Raw genomic sequence first — 24022 nt, 5'->3', positions numbered from 1 at the left:
GGGCTCATTCTCGCGGACGGTGCCGGGGCGGTCGGGTTCGGGGCGTGTTCGGCGTTTCGGGGCGGATTCGGCGTTCTGGGGCGGGCGGATTCCGCCCCGAACGGCCGATTCCGCCCCGAACGGCGCTCGCGGTGCGGGGAGGGGGCGGGGAGAGGCGGGCGGGATGTGCCGCTGGTTCGAGCGACTCTGCAAGGTGGTGGCGGGGGTGGCAGTGCGCGGATCGGGTTCGGGGCGGATTCGGCGTTCTGGGGCGGGCGGATTCCGCCCCGAACGGCCGATTCCGCCCCAAACGGGCGACCCCGCCTGCGACGGGCGATCCTGACCTGCGAACTCCGTCCCGCACCGGCATCCGGGCGGATCGTGGACCGACGCAGACGCCGCCCGCAGGACGCCGTCTGCACCGACGCTGCCTCAGTGCGGCAGCACGAGCGACAGCGCGATGGCGAACATCACCACGGCGATGACCGCGTCGAGGATGCGCCACGCGCGAGGGGTGTCGAGCCAGCGGCCGAGGTAGCGTGCGCCGAAGCCGAGCGCCGAGAACCACGCCAGGCTGGCGATGCACGCGCCGATCGCGAACGCCCATCGGCCGTCGCCGTGCGTGGATGCCACCGACCCGAGCAGGAACACGGTGTCGAGGTAGACGTGCGGGTTGAGCCACGTCAACGCGAGGCAGGTCAGGAGGGTGGCGGTCAACGTCGTGCGGACGCGCAGCGCCGTGCCGCCGAAGGTCCGCGTCGTGACGCCGGGGGAGGATGCCGTGGCATCCGGAACCGAGGGCGCCGGGGCATCCAGGCGCAGCGTTTCGCCGCTGGGCCGCAGGGCGCGCCGCGCCGCGAGCACGCCGTAGCCGACGAGGAACGCGGCGCCCGCCCAGCGCACGACGACGATCAGCCACGGCACGGCCTGCAGCACGAGACCGACACCGGAGACGCCGAGCACGATCAGCGCCGCGTCCGACACCGCGCACACCGCGACGACCGCGACCAGGTGTTCGCGTCTGATGCCCTGCCGCAGCACGAACAGGTTCTGCGCACCGATGGCGACGATGAGTGAGAAGCCGAGGCCGAGGCCGGCGAGCAGGGGGGTGAGCACACTCCGACGCTACGGTCGTGACCCTGCGAAGACCAGCTCAAGATTCTGCAGCACCATTAGCATCACTTCATGTCGATTCCGCTCGATCTCGCTCGCACGCTCGCCGCCGTGGTCGAGGCGGGGACCCTGGATGCCGCGGCACGTCGCATGCACATCACTCCTTCGGCGGTGAGCCAGCGTATCCGCGCGCTCGAAGACCAGCTCGGGCGCGTCGTGCTCGTGCGATCCAAACCCGTGCGCACCACCGAAGCCGGAGACGCGGTGGTGCGTCTCGCGCGTCAACTCTCGCTGCTCGAGTACGACGCGCTCGCCGCGATGGGCGCAGACGGCGGGGCCGTGGCATCCGTTCCCCTCGCGGTGAACGCCGACTCGCTCGCGACGTGGTTCCTGCCGCCGCTGGCCCGGGTCGCCGCCCGCCGGGCGGTGGTGTTCGACCTGCATCGAGACGACCAGGACTTCACCGCAGGGCTGCTGGAGTCGGGCACCGTCATGGCCGCGGTGACCTCGCGGGAGGCACCGGTCGCCGGGTGTCGCGTTCGACGGCTGGGCGTGCTGAGGTACGAAGCGGTGGCGACGGCCGCGTTCGCGACCCGGTGGTTCCCCAAGGGGGTCGATGTCGACACCCTGAACGCGGCGCCCGTGGTCGACTTCGACCGTCGCGACGACCTTCAGACCCGCTGGCTCGCGCGTCGCGGAGTCGCGGAGGGGGCTCCGCCCCGGCATCGCGTGCCGGCATCCCAGGACTTCGCCACCGCCATCGAACTGGGCCTCGGGTGGGGGCTGCTTCCCGGCTTCCAGTCGAGGGACGGGCTCGCGACGGGCGCGCTCGTGCGCCTCGGCGACGACCCGGTCGATGTGCCGCTGTTCTGGCAGCAGTGGAACCTCACCTCGCCGCTGCTCGACGACATCGCCGACGAGATCGTGGGGGAGGGGCGGCGCGTGCTCGCCGGATGACCTCAGTCGTCGCTGACGCGCAGCACGATCTTGCCGCGCGTGTGACCGCGCTCGAGCTCGGTGTGTGCGGCCGCGGCATCGGCCAGGTCGAACACGCGGTCGACGTAGACGCGGATCGCGCCCGAATCCAGCAGCCGGGCGATCGTCGCGAGGGCGCCACCGTCGGGGATCGCCTTGTAATCGGTGGAGCGGATGCCGCGGGCGGCGGCCGCCTCGCGGAACCCGGGCCAGGCGCCGGTGGGCACCTCGATGAGCATGCCGCCCGGGCGGAGCACGTCGAGCGAGCGCGTGCCGGTGTCGTCGGACACGTTGCCGATCAGGTCGATGACCACGTCGACGTCGGCGATGACGTCTTCGAAACGGGTGGAGGTGTAGTCGACGACCTCGGCGGCTCCCAGCTCGCGCAGCCAGTCGCGGTTGCGGAGTGAGCCGGTGGCGATGACGTGTGCGCCGAAGTACGCCGCGAACTGCACGGCGAAGTGGCCCACCCCGCCGGCGCCCGCGTGGATGAGGATGCGCTGGCCCTGGTGTGCGAGGGCCGTCTCGACGACGAGGCCCCACGCGGTCAGCGCCGCGACCGGAACGCCCGCGGCCTCGACGTGCGAGAGGGACAGGGGCTTCCGCGCGAGCGAGAGGGTGGGCACCACGACGTACTCGGCATACCCGCCGCCCGTGCGCGGGAACGCGGGCATGCCGTAGACCTCGGTCCCGACCGGGAAGGGATGAGCGTCGAACGGGGTGCGCACCACCACGCCGCTGACATCGAGGCCGAGCACCGACGGCCACGCGTCGATGGCCCCTGACATGCCGCGTCCGGCGCGGGTCTTCGCGTCGATCGGGTTCACGCCCGCCGCGACCACGCGCACGAGCACCTCGCTGAGCACCGGTGTGGGTACCGCGATGCGTGCGGAACGCAGCACCTCGGTGGAGCCCGGCGCGTCGTAGACCACCGCGTTCATCGTCTCGGGCACGGCGGGCGCGGGGTGGAGGGTGGTCTCGGGACGCGTCGATCGGAATCTCATCGTGCGCTCTCTCTCGCGGATGGTCGCAGGTCGCTGCGACTCCGCCGCGACCCCTCCAGTCAAGCGCCCCATTGTCTCGCCGGTGTTTCGCCGCCGTCACCGTGTCGCGAATCTCCGGGCATCGGGATCGTTCGGCTCGCGGTCCGCCCGGACGCTTTCGACCGTCGGGCCGGCCGCGCCGTCTCGCGTCGTCGGCGCCGTGCCCGCCGCGCCGTCTCGCGTCGTCGGCGCCGGGCCGGCCGCGCCGTCTCGCGTCGTCGGCGTCGTGCCCGCCGCGCCGTCTCGCGTCGTCGGCGCGACGACGCCGGGTCTGCCGGCGCTCAGTCGCGCGCGGGGACCTCGCCCACCGCGAGCGCGTGCAGCAGCGTCGACAGATGCCGGATGTCGTCGATCGTCCAATCGGCGATGGCTTCGAACAGGCGGCTCTCGTGCGGGGCGCGCGCCTCGGCGAGGCGGGTGTGGCCCAGCTCGGTGACGGTGATGAGGCGTGAGCGTCCGTCATTCGGGTCGGGGGTGCGGGTGACGAGCCCGAGCTCCTCGAGCTCGGTGATCGAGCGGCTCAGGAAGCCCTTGTCGGCGGCCAGACGCTCGGCCAGGGCCGACAGGGTGAGGGGGCCGAACCGGCTGACCACGGACAGCGCCTTGAACGTCGCGGGGAGCATCCCGGGGCTGACCCGTTCCGCCGCCTCCGACACGAAGCGGCGGAACACGGTCATGAGCTCCGAGAACGACGATTCCAGGGCCTGCACGGCCTCCCGGCGGTCATCGGTCACGTCGCTCATCACGTCAGCCATCCTCTCCCATCTCGGCGTCGCGGTGCGCGCGACGCGAGCCGGCGGCATCCTGGGTCCGCACCGTGCCGGTGGCCGACAGGGTGGCCATGGCGGCGGGGACGGAGACGGTGGCGAGGTCGGCTTCGCTCGCCGCCACGCGCTCGGTCGTGGTCATGCGGGTCAGCGGACGGTTCGGCAGGAACACGATCGCGATGAGGCTGACCACCGCGACGGGCACCGCGATGAGGAACGAGTGCGCGATCGACTGCGCGTAGATGTCTTCGACGATGACGCGGACGCTCTCGGGAAGGGTCGAGACCTGGGGGATGGCTCCCGACTGCAGCGACTGGGCGACCGCGGCGCCGTTCGGGCCGAGCCCCATGATCGCGGCCTGCAGGTCGGCCGCACGGTCGGTGAACAGGCTCGTCGCCATGCTGGCCAGGGCCGCGCCCATCACCGAGACGCCGATGGTGCCGCCGAGACTGCGGAAGAACGTCACGCCGGAGCTCGCCGCACCCATCTGGGTGGGGTTCGCGGTGTTCTGCACGACGAGCACGAGGTTCTGCATCGTCATGCCGACGCCGGCGCCGAGGAGGAACATGTACAGCGAGACCAGGGCGAAGTTGGTGTCGTAGTGGATGGTCGACAGCAGGAACGACCCCGCGATCAGCAGCACGCCGCCGGCGATCAGGAACGGCTTCCAGTGCCCGAAGCGCGAGATGAGCGCGCCGACGACGATGGATGCCACGAGCAGGCCGCCGATCATCGGGATGGTCATGATGCCGGCCTCGGTGGGCGTGGCGCCGCGCGCCATCTGCATGTACTGGCTGAGGAACACCGACGTGCCGAACATCGCGAGTCCCGTCGCGATCGAGGCGATCGTGGCGAGGGTGAAGGTGGCATCCCGGAACAGCGTGAGCGGCACGAGAGGCTCGGAGGAGCGCAGCTCGACGATGACGAAGAGGATCGCGGCGAGCGCGGCGCCACCGACCATGAGCAGCGTCTCGGTGCTGGCCCACTCGAAGGAGCTTCCGGCGTTGGTCACCCAGATGAGGATGAGCGAGACCGCGGTCGACAGCAGCACGATGCCGACGTAGTCGATCTTGACCGTGCGCTTGGCGCGGGCCGGAAGGTGCAGGGTGCGCTGCTGGATGAGCAGAGCGGCGACGGCGAAGGGGAGCGCGACGAAGAAGTTCCAGCGCCAGCCGAACGCATCGGTGATGACACCGCCGAGCAGCGGCCCGCCGACGGTGGCGACGGCCATGACGGCGCCGAAGAGGCCCATGTAGCGGCCGCGCTCGCGCGGGCTGATGATGTCGGCCATGATCACCTGGCTGAGCGCGGCGAGCCCGCCGGCGCCGAGGCCCTGCACCGCGCGGAACGCGATGAGCATGTCGGTGTTCCGCGAGAAGCCGGCGGCGGCGGTGGCGAGCACGAAGATCGCGATCGCGATCTGGATGAGCACCTTGCGGTTGAACAGATCGGCGAGCTTGCCCCAGATGGGGGTGGAGATCGCCGTGGTGAGCAGGGTCGCGGTGATGACCCACGTGTAGGCGTTCTGATCGCCGGCCAGGTCGTGGACGATGACCGGCAACGACGTCGAGACGACGGTCGAGGCGAGCATCGACACGAACGTGCCGAGTAAGAGCCCGATGAGGGCGGGGAGGACGCGGCGCTGGGCGGGCGCGTCGACGGAGGTGGTTGCCATGCGGAACTCCACGGAAGGGGGACGGATGCCGCGACGACGATGGCGCGATTAGTTGACTGACGTCAACGATACGCCTGATGCTTGACTTGCGTCAACTATCAATCGAGCAGCGCGAGGGCGCGGTACATCTCCGTGGGTTGCTGTCGTGCGGGCGCCGGTCGACGCGCCTCCATGGTGCGGCGGTAGAGCTCGTCGATGAGCGAGGTCGCGAGTCCCACGAGCTTGGCGATCTCGCGCTCGTCGCGGTCGACCCACTGGCAGCGGGGCTCGTCGTGCATCGGCACGAAGCCGTCGTGCTGCTCCCAGGCGACCAGGGTGCGCTCAGCGCCGAGGACGTGCTGCTGCCACCAGATCTGCCGCATGTAGGTCTTGGGAATCGAGCGCCACGCCTTGTTCGTCGTCTTGATCTCGGCCAGGACGATGCGCCCCTCGCCGTCGACGACGACCCCGTCGGGGGTGGCGAGGTGTCGCTTCTCGACGACCGCGTGATACAGCGCCGACGACGGGCGGATGCCGTGCGTCGCGGCCACCCAGGCGGCGATCTCGGGCTCGCGGCGACGGCCGTGCGCGGTGAAGGCGTTGCCCGAGAAGGTCGAGCCCATGAGCTTGGCATCCGCTGCCCGCGAGATCGCGTTGTGGCTCGTCAACGTCGCCACGTCGGTCGCGGTGATGCCGCGCGAGCGCGCGCGGATCCAGGCGACGCGGTCGCGCGAATCCGCCACGATGCGAGCGTCGAGGTCGGCGCTGCGCGACGCGACGAGCTCGGGGGACATGCGTTCGACCCTAACCCCGCCCGGCCGTGGATCGGATCGGAAGCCCGGCGCGTCGGCATCCAGGGTCTTGTGCGCGAAGTAAGGGTGACCTAAGTTGTTGCGCATGACTCCGGATGCCGCTTCGCTGCGCCGCCCCGACGGCGGTCGCTGGTGCGACCTCGAGGGCGCGGTGCTGCTGGGCGGCGACGCGCAGAACATCCCGGAGATGCGGCGCATCGCCGCGGCCCTGTCGCCGGCGGCGCACGTGACGGTGCTGGTCGAGGTGTGCGGTTCCGCGCAGGTCGGCGTGATCGACGCGCACGAGGGCCGGGTGAGCTGGCTCGACCGGTCACGTGACGGCGGGTTCCGGCCGCGGGGCGAGCGGCTGGCGCAGGCGATCCACGCCTGGTGCGCCGAGTGGGCCTGCGGCGACGACCCGGTCTGCACCGTCTGGCTCGGCGCCCGCACGCCCTCGCGCATCGTGCGCATGACGCAGGCGCTGCTGCCCGAGCCGCGCGTCTCCTGACGGCGGGTGCCCGGGCGGGTGGGGTGGACCTTTCTGCCGAGGACGTACGTGATCCGCGAGGACGCATTCGTTTAATCGAAAAGCGGTGCGTCTTCGACGATCCGATGCGTCTTCGACCGTGGCTGAGGCCCCGGCCCAGCGCGCGCCTGTGGACAGTCCGCGACGGCGGTCCGCGGGAGTCGGCATGGTGGGTGGATGCTCGCGGAATCGGCGGTTGCCCGCGCTCGACGGTCGTTGTTCTCGCGAGCCGAGCTGCGCGAGCGGGGTGTGACGGAGGCCGATCTGCGCAAGGCCAGCGCTGGCGGCGAATGGCATCGGATACAGCCAGGTGTGTATGTCGCTCGCGAGGAATGGGAGACAGCGCGGCCGACAGATCGCCATCGCTTCGCCATCCTGGCCGCTGAGAATCGGGCGCGCGAGGCCGGTGGAGTCATCTCCCACCTCTCAGCAGCCGTGTTGCACGGTCTGCCGCTCTATCGGTTCAGTGATGGTCCGGTGCATACAACGGTTCCACGGGCTTCGCATCCTCCCAGTGGACGGGCGGTGCGGCGGCATACGGGGGCGCTCGGTGCGGCGGATGTCGTCATCGTCGATGGCCTCCTCTGCACCTCTCTCGAGAGGACGGTGTTCGACATCGCGTGCACGCAGCCGCGCGAGGCGGCGTTGAGCTGCGCTGATGCAGCACTGCGTCGAGCCGCGGTCACGGATCGGCGGTTCGACCCCGACGCGCAGGCGCTCTGGCGTGAGGCCATGCTCGACCGGATCGCCCGCGCGAAGGGAAGGCGCGGCGTTCGTGACGCCGCATGGATCGTCGCGTTCTCGGACGGTCGGGCGGAGCTTCCCGGCGAGAGCGTCAGCCGATTGCAGCTGCACCGGCTCGGTTTCCGTGATCTCGACCTGCAGGTGCCCGTGAAGGGCCCCCACGGGTTCGACTACTTCGTAGACATCGGCTTGCGCGACGTACGGACGTTCTGGGAATTCGATGGGGAAGTGAAGTATCGAGATAGCGCGATGCGCCGGGGGCGGTCCGTCGACGACGTGGTGCTGGACGAGAAGCGGCGCGAGGACTGGATTCGCGGAGTCACACAGTGGCGGCTGTGTCGTGGAGGCTTCGCTGACATCGTCTCGCCGGAGGCGCTTGACGCCCGGCTCGCTGCCTTCGGGGTGCGTTCGCCGCGCTGACGCGCGCTCGACACACGCGTTCGCCGCGCTGACGCGCGTCAAGACGCACGCGTTCGCCGCGTTGACACGCGTCAAGACGCACGCGTTTGATGAGGACGCAGTCATTCGGGGGCATTCGGATGCGTTATCGGCGAACGTATGCGTCCTCGCCAATGCGGCGGCGGTAGGCGCGGGTCGCGGGCCTGGTTGGGTCGGGGGCGGCGTGCGGGGCGCGTGCGGGTCCGGGGTCGGGCGGGGGCGGATTGGCGCCGGGGGCATGGGTCGGGTATGGTGGGGGTCAAGCCAAAGACCGTCGGTCATCGTCGTGCGTGCACGTCGATCGAAGCGTCTGCTGAAAAGCAGGGGACCTACGCAGGTAACGAAACTCCTCTCGAGCTCCGTGCGCCTGCGCCGGAGCTCTTCTTTTTGCCCAGACCCCGGTGTCTTCGGCCGGCGCCCCGCCATCGCGGAGCGCCTCGTACACACAAGGAGTGGCCATGGCGCAGAAGGATGCATCGGTCGCCGAGCTCACGAAGAACTTCGAGAACTCGACCGCCGTTCTGCTGACCGAGTACCGCGGTCTGACGGTTGCCCAGCTCAAGCAGCTGCGCAACGACATCCGTCAGGACGCGGATTACGCCGTGGTGAAGAACACGCTGACCAAGATCGCCGCGTCCAACGCGGGGGTCACGGGACTGGATGACGAGCTCAAGGGCCCGTCCGCCATCGCGTTCGTGCACGGCGACCCCGTCGCCGTCGCGAAGAGCCTGCGTGCCTTCGCCAAGGCTAACCCTCAGCTCGTGGTGAAGGGCGGCTACTTCGATGGCGCCCCGCTGACCGCTGCTGAGGTCAACAAGCTCGCCGATCTCGAAAGCCGTGAAGTCCTGCTGGCGAAGCTCGCCGGTGCGATGAAGGCGACGATGACCAAGGCGGCATACGTCTTCCAGGCGCTTCCGTCGAAGGCCGTTCGTACGGTCGACGCGCTGCGCGAGAAGCAGGACACCGCGGCCTGACCCGGCCCGGCTGATTAACCCGATCAAGGAGATACAACATGGCTAAGCTCAGCACCGAAGAGCTGCTCGACGCGTTCAAGGAGCTCACGCTCATCGAGCTGTCCGAGTTCGTCAAGGCGTTCGAGGAGACCTTCGACGTCACCGCTGCCGCCCCCGTGGCCGTGGCCGGCCCCGCCGCCGGTGGCGCCGCCCCCGCCGAAGAGGTCGAGGAGAAGGACTCGTTCGACGTCGTCCTCGAGGCCGCCGGCGACAAGAAGATCCAGGTCATCAAGGTCGTCCGCGAGCTCACCTCGCTCGGCCTCGGCGAGGCCAAGGCCGTCGTCGACGGTGCCCCCAAGGCCGTGCTCGAGGGCGCGAACAAGGAGACCGCCGACAAGGCGAAGGAGGCCCTCGAGGCTGCCGGCGCCACGGTGACCCTGAAGTAATCACGCTTCATCGGTCGCGGTAACGCGATACACGAAGACCCGGATGCCACTGGCATCCGGGTCTTCGTCGTTTCCTGACGCGTGAGGGGTCGGTTTTCGTCGCCGAGGACAGCTCGAGGCGACAGAACGTGACCCCTCACGCGGGGCGGGGCGCGCCGGCGAGGACGTCAGGGTATCCGGACGATCCGCGCAGTGTGAGACCCGGTTTCACCGGGCGAGGAACCGATGTTCACCAGATCGAAACGTTCGAGTCTGGGAAAAGGGTATGCGGATCGTTTACGGTCGTGGGGAACCCCCGTCGATCCCCCCATCCGACGTCGATCGTTCGCGCGTCGGTACCTGGAGACTCATGCTCAACGCTGCTTCGCGCGTGCCCGCACGCCGTTTCACCACCGCGCTGAGCGCCGCCCTCGGCGCCGCCCTGCTCGGATCCGCCCTCGTCCCGATCCCGGCCTTCGCCGCAGACGGCCCGCGGGTGGTGATCAACGAGGCCTACCTCAAGGGCGGCAGCAACGGCGCCTTCTTCAACAAGAAGTTCGTCGAGCTCTACAACGCCGGCGACACCGCGCAGGACCTCAGCGGGTGGTCGCTGCAGTATCGCTCCGCCAGCAGCGTGCAGGCTCCGACCGGTGCGAACACCCAGCCGCTGACCGGGTCGATCGCCCCCGGCGGCTACTACCTCATCGGCCTGCCCGGCAACGACACCAACGGCGCAGACCTCCCCGCCGCCGACATCACGAGCGCGGGGTTGAACCCCTCGGGCACGAACGGCCAGCTGTTCCTCGCCAACGTGACCGAGTCGCTCGCCCTGCCCGGCGGTCCCGTCGCCGACAGCCGTGTCGTCGACTTCCTCGGCTACGGCTCCGCGGCCAGCTTCGAGACGAAGGCGGCGTCCGTCGACGGCCCGAACGGCACCCCGAACGCCCTCGTGCGCACCGACTTCGTCGACACGAACGACAACTCCGTCGACTTCACCAACACGACGACCGTGACGCCCCAGGGCTCGGGCGGCGCGATCACGCCCACGCCCACGGTGGCGCCGACCGCCACGGCGACGCCGACGGCCACGCCCGCTCCCACGCCGACCGTCACCCCTGGTGTCGTCACGCCCATCCGCGACATCCAGGGCACCGGCGCCACGACGCCCCTCGCAGGCCAGACCGTCACCACCCGCGGTGTCGTCACCGCCGCGTATCCGACGGGTGGATACAACGGGTTCTTCATCCAGACGCCCGGCACGGGCGGGCCGCTCGACCCCCAGACCCACCTCGCCTCCGACGCTGTCTTCGTCTACGGATCCGCCGCGACCGCCGAGGTCGCGATCGGCCAGCACGTCGAGGTCACCGGCACGGCGGGCGAGTTCGGCGGCCAGACGCAGATCACCGTCGACGCCCCCTCCGTGAGCATCCTCACCGAGCAGGCAGCCGAGGTGCGGCCGGCCGAGGTCGCATGGCCGAAGACCGACGAGGAGCGCGAGCGCTTCGAGGGCATGCTGCTCGCGCCGCAGGGCGACTTCACCGTCACCAACACGTACTCGACAAACCAGTACGCCGAGGTCGGCCTCGCCGCCGGCACGACCCCGTTGCGCACACCCACCGACGTCGCGCGCCCCGACACCCCGGAGTACGTCGCCGCCGTGGCCGACAACCGAGCCCGTGCTGTCGTGCTCGACGACGGTGCCTCGATCAACTTCCTCAACGACGCCAACAAGGGCATCCCGCTGCCGTACGTCTCGCTCACCGAGCCGGTGCGCGTCGGTGCCGCCGTCACCTTCGACGAGCCCGTCATCCTCGACTACCGCAACAACGCCTGGAAGTTCCAGCCGACCGAGCAGCTGACCGTCGACAACGCCGACACCGTACAGCCGGCGTCGTTCGAGAACACCCGCACCGAGGCTCCCGAGCCCGTGGGCGGCGACGTGAAGATCTCGAGCTTCAACGTGCTCAACTACTTCACGACGACGGCGGCGAGCGTGGGCTGCACCTCGACCTACAAGGACCGCGAGGGCAACCCCGTCACGGCTGACACCTGCCCGGCTCCCGGACCCCGCGGTGCGGCCGACGACGCCAACCTGAAGCGCCAGCAGGACAAGATCGTCGCGGCGATCAACGGACTCGGCGCCGACGTCGTCTCGCTGGAGGAGATCGAGAACTCCGCCGCCTTCGGCAAGAACCGGGATGCCGCGCTGTCGACCCTCGTCGACGCGCTCAACGCCGCGCTCGGCTCGCCGCAGTGGGCCTTCGTTCCGTCGCCCGCCGTGCTGCCGGCATCCGAAGACGTCATCCGCACCGCCTTCATCTACAAGAAGGGCGTCGTCGCCCCCTCGGGCGACAGCGTCATCCTCGACGACCCGGCGTTCCGCAACGCCCGTCAGCCGCTCGCGCAGGCGTTCGCTCCGCTGACGGACCCGGATGCCAAGATCCTCGCCATCGTGAACCACTTCAAGTCGAAGGGCGACAGCCGCCCCGCGGCCACCGGTGACAACGCCAACGGCATCCAGGGCGCCTTCAACGGCGACCGTGTGCGCCAGGCCGACGCTCTCGGAACCTTCGCCGCCGCTCGCGCGGCCGCTGTCGGCACCGACGACGTGTTCCTGCTCGGCGACTTCAACGCCTACACGCAGGAGGATCCGATCCTGAAGCTGCGCGAGTACGGCTTCGAGCCGCTCGAGGCGGGCACGGGCAAGTACTCGTACTCGTTCAGCGGCCAGTCCGGCTCGCTCGACCACGTGCTGGCGTCGCCGTCGGCTCGCGAGCTGGTCACCGGCACCGACATCTGGAACATCAACGCCGTCGAGGCGCTCGCCCTGGAGTACAGCCGCTACAACTACAACGCGCTGAACTTCTACGAGCCGACGCCGTATCGTTCCAGCGATCACGACCCCGTCATCGTCGGTCTCGACCTCGGTTCGGACACCACCGACATCACCCTGCTCGGCATCAACGACTTCCACGGTCGGATCGACGCCAACACGGTGAAGTTCGCGGGGACCATCGAGCAGCTGCGGGCGGCCGGCGGCGAGGACAACACCCTGTTCCTCTCCAACGGCGACAACATCGGCGCCTCGCTCTTCGCCTCGGCGTACTTCGACGACGAGCCGACCATCGAGGTGCTGAACGCGCTCGACCTGGCGGCATCCGCCACCGGTAATCACGAGTTCGATCGGGGTGCGGACAAGCTCGTCGGCGAGGTGAGCGGATGGGCCGACTTCCCCTACCTCGCGGCGAACGTGTACAAGGACGGGCAGCCCCTGCTCGACGAGTACGCGATCTTCGAGGTCGACGGCGTGCGCGTGGGCGTCATCGGCGCCGTCACGCAGGAGACGTCGCAGCTGGTCTCGCCGGGCGGTATCGAGGGCATCGAGTTCCGCGAGCCCGTCGCCGAGGTGAATCGCGTGGTCGCCGAGATCCGCGACCAGGTCGACGTGATCGTGGCCGAGTACCACGAGGGTGCCGCCGAGGGCGACTCCACGGGCGAGACGCTCGAGCAGGCGGTCGCGGCGGGTGGCGCCTTCGCGAAGATCGTGAACGAGACGGATGCGGCAGTCGACGCGATCTTCACGGGTCACACCCACCAGAAGTACGCGTGGAACGCCCCCATCCCCGGCGCTGCGGGCACCCGCCCGATCGTGCAGACCGGCAGCTACGGCGAGAACATCGGTGAGATCGTGCTGACCGTCGACCGGCAGAACGGCGACGTGGTCGATTACTCCGCGCGCAACGTGCCCCGTCTCGCCGCTGCCACCGTGCCGAACGACCCCGCCCAGACGGCCGCGAACAGCGCCGCGCTGGACGCTGAGCTGATCAGGACCTACCCGCGTGTGGCCGAGGTCGATCAGATCGTGAAGCTCGCTCGGGCCGAGGCCGACCGCGTCGGCGCGCAGCCCGTCGGATCGGTCACCGCCGACATCACCACCGCCTACCGCGGCGGATCGTACGTCGACGGTGTCTACACCGGTGGCCAGCGCGACGATCGCTCGAAGCAGTCCGCTCTCGGCGGTCTGGTCGCCGACGCCCTGCTCGACACCCTCGACGACCCCGCCCGCGGCGGAGCCGAGATCGCCCTGGTCAACCCGGGTGGTCTGCGGGCCGAGCTGTTCTACGGAGAGGACGGGGTCATCACGCTGGCCGAGGCCAACGCGGTGCTGCCGTTCGTCAACAACCTCTGGACCACGACGCTGACCGGAGAACAGCTGCGGAGCGCGCTCGAGCAGCAGTGGGGCGACACCGCCGGCCGCGACCGCGATCTGGCGCTCGGCGTCTCCGACAACGTCCGCGTCACCTACGACGTGTCGCGTGGCCCCGGGCAGCGCATCACCGGCATCTGGATCGACGGCGTGGCCGTCGACCCGGCGGCGACATACCGCGTGGGCTCGTTCAGCTTCCTGCTGCAGGGCGGCGACGCGTTCGCGGCGCTCGGCCAGGGTGCCGACACCCGCGACTCGGGCCTCATCGACCGTGACGGATGGATCGCATACCTGAAGGCGAACCCCGGCCTCACGCCGGACTTCACCGCGCGCGCGGTGCAGGTTTCGGGTGTGCCCTCGGAGGTCCAGCCGGGCAGTGACGTCGCGCTCACAGTCTCGAACCTCGACCTCACCTCGCTCGGTGCTCCCGCGAACACGTCGCTGTCGGCAGCCTGGGGCTCGGACGCCACGACGTCGTTCCCCGTCGCGAACGGCGCGGCGACGGTCACCGTCGAAGTTCCGGCGGGCGCTGCCGGGGAGGTCGCCCTGCAGCTGGTGGCGCAGCCGAGCGGTACCGACGTGACGGTTCCGCTGCAGGTGGGCGTGTCCGCCGGCGGTGCGGGTTCGGGATCGGACTCCGGCTCAGGCAACGGTGGATCCGCCGGCCAGGGCAGCTCGGCCGGTCAGGCCGGTTCGCTGCCCGCGACGGGCGCCGACACCGGCTGGATGGGTGCGGGCCTTCTCGCAGCACTCGCCCTGCTCGGACTCGGCGTGATCGCACGTCGCCGGGCGGTGCGCCAGAGCGACTGATCCGCACCATGACGAAGACCCCGGATGCAACGGCATCCGGGGTCTTCGGCTTCCGGCAGGTGACACCGGGTGCGATGGCATCCGGGACGTGATCGTCATCCACCCTATAGCGGGGTTCCGCGGCATCCGGGCTTCTCTGCGAGGCGCCGCCCGGGCGCGCGAACGTCACGCGGAGCGCGGGGGAGCGGTCGACGCGCGAACGACGAGACGCGTCTCGGCCTCGGTGCGACGTGGGGCGTCGCCGGTGCCCTCGATCATCGAGACGAGGATGCGCGTCGCCTCGATGCCCTGGGCGAGGGGGAACTGCTCGACCGTCGTGAGGGCGAACATCTCGGCGTAGTCATGGCCGTCGATGCCTACGACGCTGAGCTCGCTCGGAACCGAGATGCCCATCCGGCGGGCGGCGATGATGACGCCGATCGCGACCTCGTCGCATGCGGCGACGACCCCCGTCGGGCGTGACGCCGCGTCGGCGAGGAACGACGCCGCCGCGGCGTATGCATCGGTGATGGTCAGGGTGGAGGGCACGCTCCGGATCCGCACGGCCAGACCGTTGTCGTTCATGGCGTCGCGGTAGCCGATCGATCTCTCGTCGACGTCCTTCGCGGGGGCGTCGGTGCGCGGCGTGCTGCCGACGAAGGCGATATCGGTGTGGCCCAACGCGATGAGGTGCTGCGTGATGATGCGGGTGATCGCGATGTTGTCGAGCCCGAGCGTCGGCACCCCGGAGAGGGCGTTGCCGATGCTGACCACGGGCTTGCCGATGTTCGCCAGGCGCTCGAGGTCGGCGTCGTCGGGCTCGAGGGCGACGGCGATGATGCCGTCGAACCGCTTGCGCGCGAGGTACGTGGAGTACAGACTCTCCCGGTCGTTCGAGCCGGGTTCGGCGACGTACAGGGTGACGTCGTAGCCGAGCGGGATGAGCGTGCGTTCGACGCCCTCGACGATCGAACCGAAGTACCAGCGGTTGACCTTGGGCACGATGAGGGCGATCGTGCGGGTGCGGCCGGTCGCCAGACTCACAGCGCTCGTCGAAGGGACGTAGCCCAAGGATGCCGCCGCGTCGGCGACCCGTCGACGGGTGCCGTCGGACACGTAGCCGCCGCCCGTCAGCGCGCGGCTGGCAGTCGATTTGGACACGCCTGCCAGGCGCGCCACCTCGGCGATTCCGCTCATTCGTGGTCTTCCTCGTCATCCATCGACGTCCGTGTCGACGCTGAGAAGAGTATCCGACATTCCCGGAAAGTGGAACCGGTTCCGGCCGGTCGCACGTCCGCCGTTCCGCGGGAATCCGCCAGTTATCGGTTCGTGATCAAGTCACGGTTGCAACTCTTGTGGATTACCTCTACGGTTGCCTGGAATCGGTTCCCGAGGGGATCCGGTGCACCACAGAACTCAAAGAGGAGAGACCACATGGGTATGTCACAGCGGACTCGCCTGCTCGCGCCCGTCGGGCTGCTGGCGGTCGGTGCGATCGCTCTCGCGGGCTGCGCCGAAGGTGACAGCGGCGGCACGAGCGGATCGGGCGGGGGCGAGACCACGGTCCGCATCTCCGGCGGTATCACCGGCACCGAGGCCGACGCGCTGAACCAGACGTTCGAGCAGTTCACGGCCGACACCGGCATCAAGGTCGTCTACACCGGCGACAAGAGCTTCGAGGGCAACATCGTCACGAAGGTGTCCGGTGGCGACGCCCCCGACATCGCGATCGTCCCCCAGCCGGGTCTGCTCAAGACCCTCATCGGCACCGGCGAGGTTCAGGCGGCATCCGACGCCGTCTCGTCGAACGTCGATGAGTACTGGGGCGAGGACTGGAAGTCGTACGGCACCGAGGACGGCACCTTCTACGCCGCCCCCATGCTCGCCAACCTCAAGGGCTACGTCTGGTACTCGCCGGCGAAGTTCAAGGAGTGGGGCGTCGAGGTCCCCAAGACGCTCGACGAGCTCATGACCCTCACCGCGACGATCCAGCAGAAGACCGGCGCCGCTCCGTGGTGCGCGGGCTTCGCGTCCGACGCCGCATCCGGGTGGCCCGGAACCGACTGGGTGGAAGACATGGTCCTCCGCCTCTCCGGCCCCGACGTGTACGACCAGTGGGTCGCGAACGAGGTGAAGTTCACCGACCCGCAGATCAAGCAGGCCTTCGACGCGGTGGGCGACATCCTGCTCAACCCGTCCTACGTCAACGCCGGCTTCGGTGATGTCCGCAGCATCAACTCGACCGCGTTCGCCGACGTCGCCGCGAAGGTCGCCGACGGCAGCTGCCCGATGACCCACCAGGCCTCGTTCCTCTCGGCCAACTTCCTCACGGTGACCAACGCCGCGGGTGAGACGCCCACGGTCGCCCCCGACGGCGACGTCTACGCGTTCCTGACCCCCGGTGTCACCGAGGGTGAGCTCGCGGTCGAGGGCGGCGGCGAGTTCGTCGCTGCCTTCTCGGACGACGAGAACGTGCAGAAGGTCGTCGAGTACATGTCGTCGCCCGAGTTCGCCGACGCGCGCGTCAAGCTCGGCGGTGTGATCTCCGCCAACAAGGGCGCCGACCCCTCGCTCGCTTCCAGCGAGTTCCTGACCGAGGCGATGAAGACGCTGCAGGACCCCAACACCACCCTGCGCTTCGACGCCTCCGACCTCATGCCGGCCACCGTCGGCGCGGGTTCGTTCTGGAAGGGCATGGTCAGCTGGATCGACGGCACGCCGACCGACCAGGTGCTCAGCGACATCCAGGCCGGCTACGACAACTGATCGACGCCGACCGATGATGGGCCGCCCGCTGCGCGGGCGGCCCATCCGGGTCCATACTTCTAACCCGCCCGGCGCACTCCGCGGGCACTCATCGATGAGCACGAAGGCGTGTTCGGGAGGGACGTCATGACCGATATCAAGAATGCGGAGTCGACGCCGACGGCGTCGCCGCCGCCGCGGGAGCGGGCCAGGCCCGCGACGCGCGACTCCGCGAATGCGCGCAGGACCACGTTCCTCGTGGTCGCCGGAGGGCTCATCCTGGTGGTGGCGCTCTTCCTCTTCATGGTCACCCGCCCCGCGGCGGAGACCCGGCCGACCACGCTCGGCTTCTCACTCAACAGCTTCTTCACCTGGCTGGGCGGCCTGAGCCCCATCGCTCAGATTCCGCTCGTCATCCTGGTCTTCGGCGCCGTCGTGGGTCTGCTCCTGCTGCTCATCGAGTACGCGCCGCGCCCCGGCAAGGGCTATTTCTGGCTCCGCCTCGTGGCCTGCTTCGCCATCCCCGTGCTGGCGTTCATGCTGCTGCGGCCCTACCAGAACGCCGTCATCTACGTGCTCGGCATCGCGGTGCTGCTCGGCGCGATCCTCTTCTACGCCGACTACCGCTCCCGCCAGGGGGCCGGCTACCTCTTCCAGCTCGTGCTCTTCGCCGCTCCCGCCGCGATCCTGCTGCTGATCGGTCTGGTCTACCCGGCCATCACGACCTTCTTCCAGTCGTTCTTCGACAAGACCGGTGAGAACTTCGTCGGCTTCGAGAATTACATCTGGACGTTCACGAACCCCGAGGGCTTCTGGTCGGTCATCAACACCCTCATCTGGGTGCTGCTCGCGCCCACCATCGCGACGGCCATCGGCCTCGCCTATGCCGTGTTCATCGACCGCGCGGCGGGGGAGAAGTACCTCAAGGTGCTGATCTTCATGCCCTTCGCCATCTCTTTCGTCGGTGCCGGCATCATCTGGAAGTTCGTGTACGACTTCCGTCAGGGCGACCAGCTCGGCATCCTGAACGCCATCGTCACCGCCTTCGGCGGCCAGCCGATCTCGTGGCTGTCGGCGGCGCCCCTGGTCAACACCCTGCTCCTGGTCGTGGTCTTCATCTGGAGCCAGACGGGGCTGGCGATGGTCATCCTGTCGGCGGCCATCAAGGCCGTACCGCCGGAGCAGATGGAAGCGGCCGAGCTCGACGGGGCGAGCGCCTGGGAGCGCTTCTTGAACGTCACCGTTCCCGGCATCCGTTCCTCGCTCATCGTCGTGCTCACCACCATCGCCATCGGCGCGCTGAAGATCTACGACATCGTCGCGGTGATGACCGGTGGTCGCAACGACTCGACCGTCCTCGCCTTCGAGATGGTCAACCAGCAGCAGCGGTTCCAGAGCTACGGGCACTCCGCGGCACTGGCCGTGGTGCTGTTCCTCTTCGTGCTGCCGCTGATCATCTTCAACGTGCGCCAGATCCGGAAGCAGAGGGAAGTGCGATGACCACCTCCACCGTGGTGCTCGAGCCCACATCCGACACCCGCACCGCCCGCCAGGTCGCGCGCGACACGCGCAAGCACGAGGCGATGGCGCGCAAGCGGCTCACCTCCAAGGGTGCGACGATCGCGGCCATCGTGATCGCCTTCTTCTGGACGATCCCGACGTTCGGCCTGTTCATCACCTCGTTCCGACCGGGTTCCGACACCCAGTCGACCGGCTGGTGGACCGTGTTCACCGACCCGTCGTTCACGCTGGAGAACTACCGGCTCGCGCTGACCTCGGGCGGCACCGCCCTGACGCTGGCGCAGTCGTTCCTGAACTCGCTGGCGATCACCATCCCGGTGGTGCTGTTCGCTCTGGCGGTGGCCTCGCTCATCGCGTACGCGTTCGCCTGGATCGACTTCAAGGGCCGCAACTTCTTCTTCATCTTCATCTTCGCGTTGCAGATCGTGCCGCTGCAGATGGCCCTCGTGCCGCTGCTCAGCCTGTTCTCGCGCGGCCTGACGATCAACGACGTGACGATCTTCCCGGGCTTCGACCTGCGGGGTGTGGAGCACAGCTTCGCCACCGTGTGGATCGCGCACGTCATCTTCGCGATGCCGCTGGCCATCTTCCTGCTGCACAACTTCATCGCCGAGATCCCGCACGAGGTGATCGAGGCGGCGCGCGTCGACGGTGCCGGACACGGCCAGGTGTTCTTCCGCATCATCCTGCCGCTGGCCGCTCCGGCGCTGGCATCGTTCGCGGTGCTGGAGTTCATCTGGGTGTGGAACGACCTGCTGGTGGCGACGATCTTCGCGCCGTCGTCGTCGTTGCCGCTGACGCAATCGCTCAACTCGCTCTCGGGCACGTGGGGCGACCAGTGGTTCCTGCAGTCGGCGGGAACGTTCATCTCCATCCTGGTTCCGCTGATCGTGTTCTTCCTGCTGCAGCGCTTCTTCGTGCGCGGTCTGCTGGCGGGTGCGACGAAGGGCTGAGCCCGGTTCGACCGAAGGGGCGCGGCATCCATTGAGGGTGTCGCGCCCCTTTCCCGTGCGCGCCGGGCAGGGTGCCGGCGGCGTCGGGCGCGGCGGGGTGTGGGGCGTCGTGGGGCGGCGCGGGCGCGGCGGGGCGGCGCGGGGCGTGGCGGGGGGTGGCGGGGATGCCCGCGGCGCGGGGCGTGGCGGGACTGCGGTGGCGCGGCGTTGCGGTGGGTGCGCGAGAAACGGCATCCGCGGGGAGACACGCTGTGAGGCGGCGTTTCTTGCGGTGAATGGCGTTTCTCGCGCGGGTGGGCCGCACCGGGCGCCGGCCTGGGCGCCGCGCCGCGCCGGTCCGGGGAGGGCGCGCGCAGCGCCGGACCGGTCCGCGCGGTGCGCGCAGCGCCGGTCCGGTGCGCGCGGCGGGGCAAAGGGGGACGGGGCGTCGCGAGAAACGGCATCCGCGGGGAGACACGCTGTGAGGCGGCGTTTCTCGCGGTGAATGGCGTTTCTCGCGGGGGGTGAGCCGCGCCGGGCGCCGGCCCGGGCGCCGAGCCAGGGCGGGGCGGCAGGCGCGGGGCGCCCGGGGCGGCAGGGGCGGTCAGGCGCTGCAGCCGAGGCGCGACTGGATGTCGCGCATCGCGTCGATCTCGGCGGACTGGCCGCTGACGATCGTGCCGGCGACGGCCTTGACGCGCTCGTCGTCGCCGAGCTCGATGACGGCCTGGGCCATGGGGATCGCGCCCTGGTGGTGCCGGATCATCAGCTCGAGGAACAGGCAGTCGGCGGGCCGACCGTCGAGCGTCTGGAGCTCGGAGAGCTCGGCATCCGTCGCCATGCCCATCTCGCTCATGAGCTGCTCCTGCGTGAGCGCGGCGGTGTCGCCGTGGCTGTGCTCGCCCGACGATTCCATCCACGTCATCAGCGGTTGCGACGACGCCTGCGGGAGGCCCCATTCGACGAGCCAGCCGTACATCTCGCCGCGCTGGCCGGACTGGCCGGTGGCGATGTCGTACGACAGGGTGCGCAGTTCGTCGTCGTCGGTCTTGCGGTAGATCTCCATCGCCATGAGCACCGCCTGCGTGTGGTGCACCTGCATGTCGCGGGCGAAGCCGGCATCCGCCGACGTCTCGGACGGGTGCGCGGGCGCGGCCGTCGCGCCGAACGCCGTGAAGCGTCCGACCGCGAAGGCCACGGCGATCACCGCGACGGCGACGACGGCGACGACGATCCAGCGGACCGCGGGCCGCGCCGCGGGAGCGTCGTCGGTCATCAAGCCTTGCCCGGGCCGTCGATCGCGCCGGAGCAGGCGGCGTTGGGCTCGGGCACGTTCTGGCTGCGCCAGAACTCGGTGAAGAAGTCCTTGATGCGCGAGTCGGTGGGGTCGTCGACCTTGAGCTGGTGGTTCCAGCCGCTGACCGCGACGGCGGTGTCCATGTCGGGGTACGGCGAGAGGATCGCGTAGCTCGAGGGCATGACGGCCTTCAGGGCGTCGATCCCGGCCTCGTCGACGCGCGCGGGGTCGTACGTGATCCAGATGGCGCCGTGCTCCAGGGAGTGCACCGCGTTCTCGTTCTGCTGGGGCTCGGTGTAGACACCGCAGTTCAGCCAGTAGGGGTTGTGCGGGCCGCCGGCGGGCGGGTTCTGCTCGTAGGTCACCGCGCCCTGCACGTGGTCGGAGCGGTTCTCGTACGTCTGCACGCCGTCGGGCACCTCGCCCGTGCTGTTCTGCGCCTGATAGGTGGGCGCGGGGGCGGGAGCGAGCACGAAGGATGCCACGACCAGGCCGATCACCGCGAGGGATGCCACGGAGCCCACGACCCACCAGACGAGCTTGCCGCGCTTACGGCGCGCCATCTGCTTCTGGTACTCGGCCAGCTTCTCCTGGCGCTTCTGCTCGCGCTGCTGCTTGACGGTCAGGTCGATCTGAGCCTGGGTGGCGGGGTTTCCGCTGGCGCGCTTGTCGGGGGAGGGGGTCATGCGTCGTGTTCGTCTCTCTTCGGGGCGGGACACATCGGCATCCGCCGACATCTCCAGCCTATTCGGGCGAATGGGCCGATGGCCTGGGAGGAACCCCCGAGCCGGGATGGTGGCCGGTGGGGGAGTCGCGATAGTATGACGAGGTCGAATCGATTCGAGGTTCGATGATCCCCCCACTTTCTCAGCCCGATTCGTCGGGCTGTCCGTGTTGCGAAACGAAATCAGACGCGTGCTCGATACCTCCTCCCACCCCGTGATCACCCCGTCCGCCTCGGCGGCCCCCTCCGCCACGCCCTCGCGCCCGGCTCCGTCGACCACCGGAGCCATCCGGACGCTCGGCAAGAACCCGGCGACCGCGCCGATCGTGCTCCACCCGGGCGACGCCATCCCGTCGTCGCGCCGCGTGCTCTACATCGTGCTGCTGGGCGCGTTGACCGCCCTCGGCCCGTTCACGATCGACCTGTACCTGCCGGCCTTCCCCGTGCTCGAGGCCGACTTCCAGACGACCGCGGCCGCCATCCAGCTCACCCTCACCGGCACCATGATCGGCTTCGCGCTGGGGCAGTTGATCGTCGGTCCTCTCAGCGACAAGGTCGGGCGTCGCATCCCGCTACTCACGGTCACCGCGCTGCACGTGGCGGCGAGCATCTTCGCCGCTCTCGCGCCGACGCTGGGCACCCTCTCGGTCGCCCGCGTCCTGATGGGCGCGGGGGCCGCCGCCGGCGGTGTCGTCGCGGCCGCGATCATCCGCGACCTCTTCGGCGGGCGCCGTCTCGTCGTCATGCTCTCGCGCATGGCGATGGTCTCGGGCGTCGCTCCGGTGCTGGCCCCGCTCGCCGGGTCGGCCCTGCTGCTCGTGATGCCGTGGCGCGGCATCTTCGTCGTGCTCGCCGTCTACGGCGCGGTCATGCTCGTGTCGGCCATCATCTTCATCCCCGAGACGCTTCCCCCCGCCCGCCGCGGCGGACCCGGCGCCACCACGGTGTGGCAGCGGTACGGCAGCGTGTTCCGCGACCGTGTCTTCATCGGCGTGCTCGTGATCGGGGCGATGGCGTTCAGCGGACTGTTCTCGTACCTGTCGGCATCCTCGTTCCTGTTCCAGGTGACCTACGGCTTCAACCCGCAGCAGTACGGCGTGCTGTTCGCCGTGAACTCGGTCGGCGTCGTCGTCGGCGTGCAGGTGGCCTCGCGCCTCGCGGCGCGGTTCGGTCCGCAGTGGGTGCTCGCGGTGTCGACCGCGGTGCTCGTGCTCGCGGGAGGCACGATCGTGCTCACCGACCAGCTCGGCCTGGGACTGTGGGGGACCGTGATCCCCCTGTTCTTCTTCATGACGGCCTGCGGTTTCACCTTCCCGTGCGCGCAGGTGCTCGCCCTCGACCGGCACGGCAAGGCCGCGGGCACGGCGCAGTCGATCATCGGCGCCGCCAACTTCGGCGTCGCGGGCATCATCTCGCCGTTGGTCGGACTGCTCGCGACCGGGTCGGGCATCACGGCGACCACCATGGCGTCGGTCATGGTGGGCTGCGCGGTCATCGGCGTGATCGCGCTGTGGACGCTCGTGCGCCCGCGCACGGTGGAGCGTCTCGCGCCCTGACCTACCCGGCGGCGGACTCCGGATGCCGCGTGTGGCGGCGAACAGTAGCAGAGCCGGCGTCTCAGCCCGACGGTGGGCCCGACCATTCCGTCGGGCCCACCGGACGCGGCATCATGAGGCGATGGATGACAGGGCGATCAACGACCGAGCGGTCGAGTTCGTGCTCGACACCCGTCCGCAGCGTTTCCGTGCCGTCGTGGGTGTCGTGCTCATCGCCCTCGCGTGCGCGCTGGGCGCGTGGGTCTACTTCCGCGGCCCGAGCCCGTTCGCGGTCGACGTCTGGTGGAACCAGCTGTTCGCGGCGGCGCCGTCGCAGCCCGTCTTCGTCTTCGCGATCGTGATGGACACGGTGGGCGGTCACCTCACCGCCGTGCTCATCGTGCCCCTGCTGGGGGCCCTCGCGCTCTTCCTGTCGCGCCGACGATGGTCGGCCGTCTACTTCCTCGCCGCATCGGTCGGGAGCGCGCTGCTCGTGCAGGTGGTCAAACACACCTTCGGTCGCGCGCGGCCGGAAGACATCCTGATCTTGAGCGACTACGGCTCGTTCCCCTCCGGCCACACGGCCAACGCCGCCACCATCGCGGTGGTCGCGGCGGTGCTCTTCCCCCACCTGTGGGTGCGCATCGTCGGCGTCGCCTGGGTCGTGCTGATGGCGTTCAGCCGCACGTACCTTCATGCGCACTGGCTGTCGGACACCGTCGGCGGTGCCCTCATCGGCGCCGGTGCGGCTTTCGTGCTCGCAGCCGCCTTCTCGCGTCTGCGGGCCCGCGACGAGGATCGCCTGACGATCCGACGCGCGCGGAAGACGGACGCCGAGGCGGCGACCCCGTCGTAGGCTGACGC

At 69.7% G+C, this 24022-nt stretch carries 19 protein-coding genes; 11 read left to right on the top strand and 8 right to left on the bottom strand.

Annotation, left to right across the window (positions count from 1 at the left end; translation table 11 throughout):
• Window positions 1-411 precede the first annotated feature (411 nt).
• On the bottom strand, window positions 412-1095 hold the full coding sequence (locus AS029_RS11445) for a LysE/ArgO family amino acid transporter (RefSeq protein ID WP_058232714.1): 684 nt from the start codon (window positions 1093-1095) through the stop codon (window positions 412-414).
• Window positions 1096-1164: 69 nt separating this feature from the next.
• Between AS029_RS11445 and AS029_RS11440 the strand changes: the two genes are divergently transcribed.
• On the top strand, window positions 1165-2049 hold the full coding sequence (locus tag AS029_RS11440) for a LysR family transcriptional regulator ArgP (RefSeq protein ID WP_058232713.1): 885 nt from the start codon (window positions 1165-1167) through the stop codon (window positions 2047-2049).
• A gap of 2 nt (window positions 2050-2051) precedes the next feature.
• On the opposite strand, the gene AS029_RS11435 is transcribed toward AS029_RS11440, so the two are convergent.
• The 4 genes from AS029_RS11435 to AS029_RS11420 all read right to left on the bottom strand — a co-directional run bounded on the left by AS029_RS11435 (window position 2052) and on the right by AS029_RS11420 (window position 6325).
• On the bottom strand, window positions 2052-3071 hold the full coding sequence (locus AS029_RS11435; protein WP_058232712.1) for an NADP-dependent oxidoreductase: 1020 nt from the start codon (window positions 3069-3071) through the stop codon (window positions 2052-2054).
• Between the two features lie 320 nt (window positions 3072-3391).
• Window positions 3392-3853: a MarR family winged helix-turn-helix transcriptional regulator gene (locus AS029_RS11430; protein WP_058232787.1), complete on the bottom strand. Its 462-nt coding sequence runs from the start codon at window positions 3851-3853 to the stop codon at window positions 3392-3394.
• Between the two features lie 4 nt (window positions 3854-3857).
• Complete coding sequence (locus AS029_RS11425; RefSeq protein WP_058232711.1) at window positions 3858-5552, bottom strand: MDR family MFS transporter; 1695 nt, start codon at window positions 5550-5552, stop codon at window positions 3858-3860.
• A gap of 98 nt (window positions 5553-5650) precedes the next feature.
• Window positions 5651-6325 carry a YqaJ viral recombinase family protein gene (locus AS029_RS11420; protein ID WP_058232710.1) on the bottom strand — a complete coding sequence of 225 codons (675 nt, stop codon included), beginning with the start codon at window positions 6323-6325 and terminating at the stop codon, window positions 5651-5653.
• 103 nt (window positions 6326-6428) lie between these two features.
• Between AS029_RS11420 and AS029_RS11415 the strand changes: the two genes are divergently transcribed.
• The 5 genes from AS029_RS11415 (at window position 6429) to AS029_RS11395 (ending at window position 14425) form a co-directional block, all read left to right on the top strand.
• Window positions 6429-6830, top strand: coding sequence for an SIP domain-containing protein (locus AS029_RS11415; protein ID WP_058232709.1), 402 nt, complete (start codon window positions 6429-6431; stop codon window positions 6828-6830).
• 195 nt (window positions 6831-7025) lie between these two features.
• Window positions 7026-8012, top strand: coding sequence for a type IV toxin-antitoxin system AbiEi family antitoxin domain-containing protein (locus AS029_RS17335; RefSeq protein ID WP_139168096.1), 987 nt, complete (start codon window positions 7026-7028; stop codon window positions 8010-8012).
• Between the two features lie 476 nt (window positions 8013-8488).
• Window positions 8489-9004, top strand: coding sequence for a 50S ribosomal protein L10 (gene rplJ / locus AS029_RS11405; RefSeq protein ID WP_058232707.1), 516 nt, complete (start codon window positions 8489-8491; stop codon window positions 9002-9004).
• A 38-nt stretch (window positions 9005-9042) separates the two neighbouring features.
• Window positions 9043-9429, top strand: coding sequence for a 50S ribosomal protein L7/L12 (gene rplL / locus AS029_RS11400; protein WP_058232706.1), 387 nt, complete (start codon window positions 9043-9045; stop codon window positions 9427-9429).
• A gap of 370 nt (window positions 9430-9799) precedes the next feature.
• Window positions 9800-14425: an ExeM/NucH family extracellular endonuclease gene (locus tag AS029_RS11395; protein ID WP_228375939.1), complete on the top strand. Its 4626-nt coding sequence runs from the start codon at window positions 9800-9802 to the stop codon at window positions 14423-14425.
• A 165-nt stretch (window positions 14426-14590) separates the two neighbouring features.
• Here the strand turns inward: AS029_RS11395 and AS029_RS11390 are convergent, their stop codons facing one another.
• A complete protein-coding gene (locus tag AS029_RS11390; protein WP_058232705.1) occupies window positions 14591-15601 on the bottom strand; it encodes a LacI family DNA-binding transcriptional regulator in 1011 nt (336 codons plus the stop codon).
• Between the two features lie 237 nt (window positions 15602-15838).
• Here AS029_RS11390 and AS029_RS11385 point away from each other — a divergent pair, with 237 nt between their 5' ends.
• The 3 genes from AS029_RS11385 (at window position 15839) to AS029_RS11375 (ending at window position 19623) form a co-directional block, all read left to right on the top strand.
• Window positions 15839-17170: an ABC transporter substrate-binding protein gene (locus tag AS029_RS11385; protein ID WP_058232704.1), complete on the top strand. Its 1332-nt coding sequence runs from the start codon at window positions 15839-15841 to the stop codon at window positions 17168-17170.
• Window positions 17171-17296: 126 nt separating this feature from the next.
• Complete coding sequence (locus AS029_RS11380) at window positions 17297-18649, top strand: carbohydrate ABC transporter permease (protein WP_082642273.1); 1353 nt, start codon at window positions 17297-17299, stop codon at window positions 18647-18649.
• A complete protein-coding gene (locus AS029_RS11375; RefSeq protein ID WP_058232703.1) occupies window positions 18646-19623 on the top strand; it encodes a carbohydrate ABC transporter permease in 978 nt (325 codons plus the stop codon). Before AS029_RS11380 ends, AS029_RS11375 begins: the two co-directional genes overlap by 4 nt.
• Before the next feature lie 583 nt (window positions 19624-20206).
• Here AS029_RS11375 and AS029_RS11370 read toward each other — a convergent pair.
• Together AS029_RS11370 and AS029_RS11365 are read right to left on the bottom strand one after the other, a co-directional pair.
• Window positions 20207-20878, bottom strand: a complete 672-nt coding sequence (locus AS029_RS11370; RefSeq protein ID WP_058232702.1) for a DUF305 domain-containing protein — start codon at window positions 20876-20878, stop codon at window positions 20207-20209.
• Window positions 20878-21585, bottom strand: coding sequence for a DUF3105 domain-containing protein (locus tag AS029_RS11365; protein ID WP_058232701.1), 708 nt, complete (start codon window positions 21583-21585; stop codon window positions 20878-20880). Before AS029_RS11365 ends, AS029_RS11370 begins: the two co-directional genes overlap by 1 nt.
• A 229-nt stretch (window positions 21586-21814) precedes the next feature.
• Between AS029_RS11365 and AS029_RS11360 the strand changes: the two genes are divergently transcribed.
• Window positions 21815-23179 (top strand): multidrug effflux MFS transporter, encoded by a 1365-nt coding sequence (locus tag AS029_RS11360; protein WP_175456656.1) that lies wholly within the window; start codon window positions 21815-21817, stop codon window positions 23177-23179.
• A gap of 121 nt (window positions 23180-23300) precedes the next feature.
• Window positions 23301-24014 carry a phosphatase PAP2 family protein gene (locus tag AS029_RS11355; protein WP_058232700.1) on the top strand — a complete coding sequence of 238 codons (714 nt, stop codon included), beginning with the start codon at window positions 23301-23303 and terminating at the stop codon, window positions 24012-24014.
• Window positions 24015-24022: the final 8 nt, after the last annotated feature.

It is taken from the genome of Microbacterium enclense, assembly GCF_001456955.1.
GTDB lineage: Bacteria > Actinomycetota > Actinomycetes > Actinomycetales > Microbacteriaceae > Microbacterium > Microbacterium enclense.
Note: the sequence above shows the minus strand (reverse complement) of the source record. Positions and strands in the feature narration are given on the sequence as shown.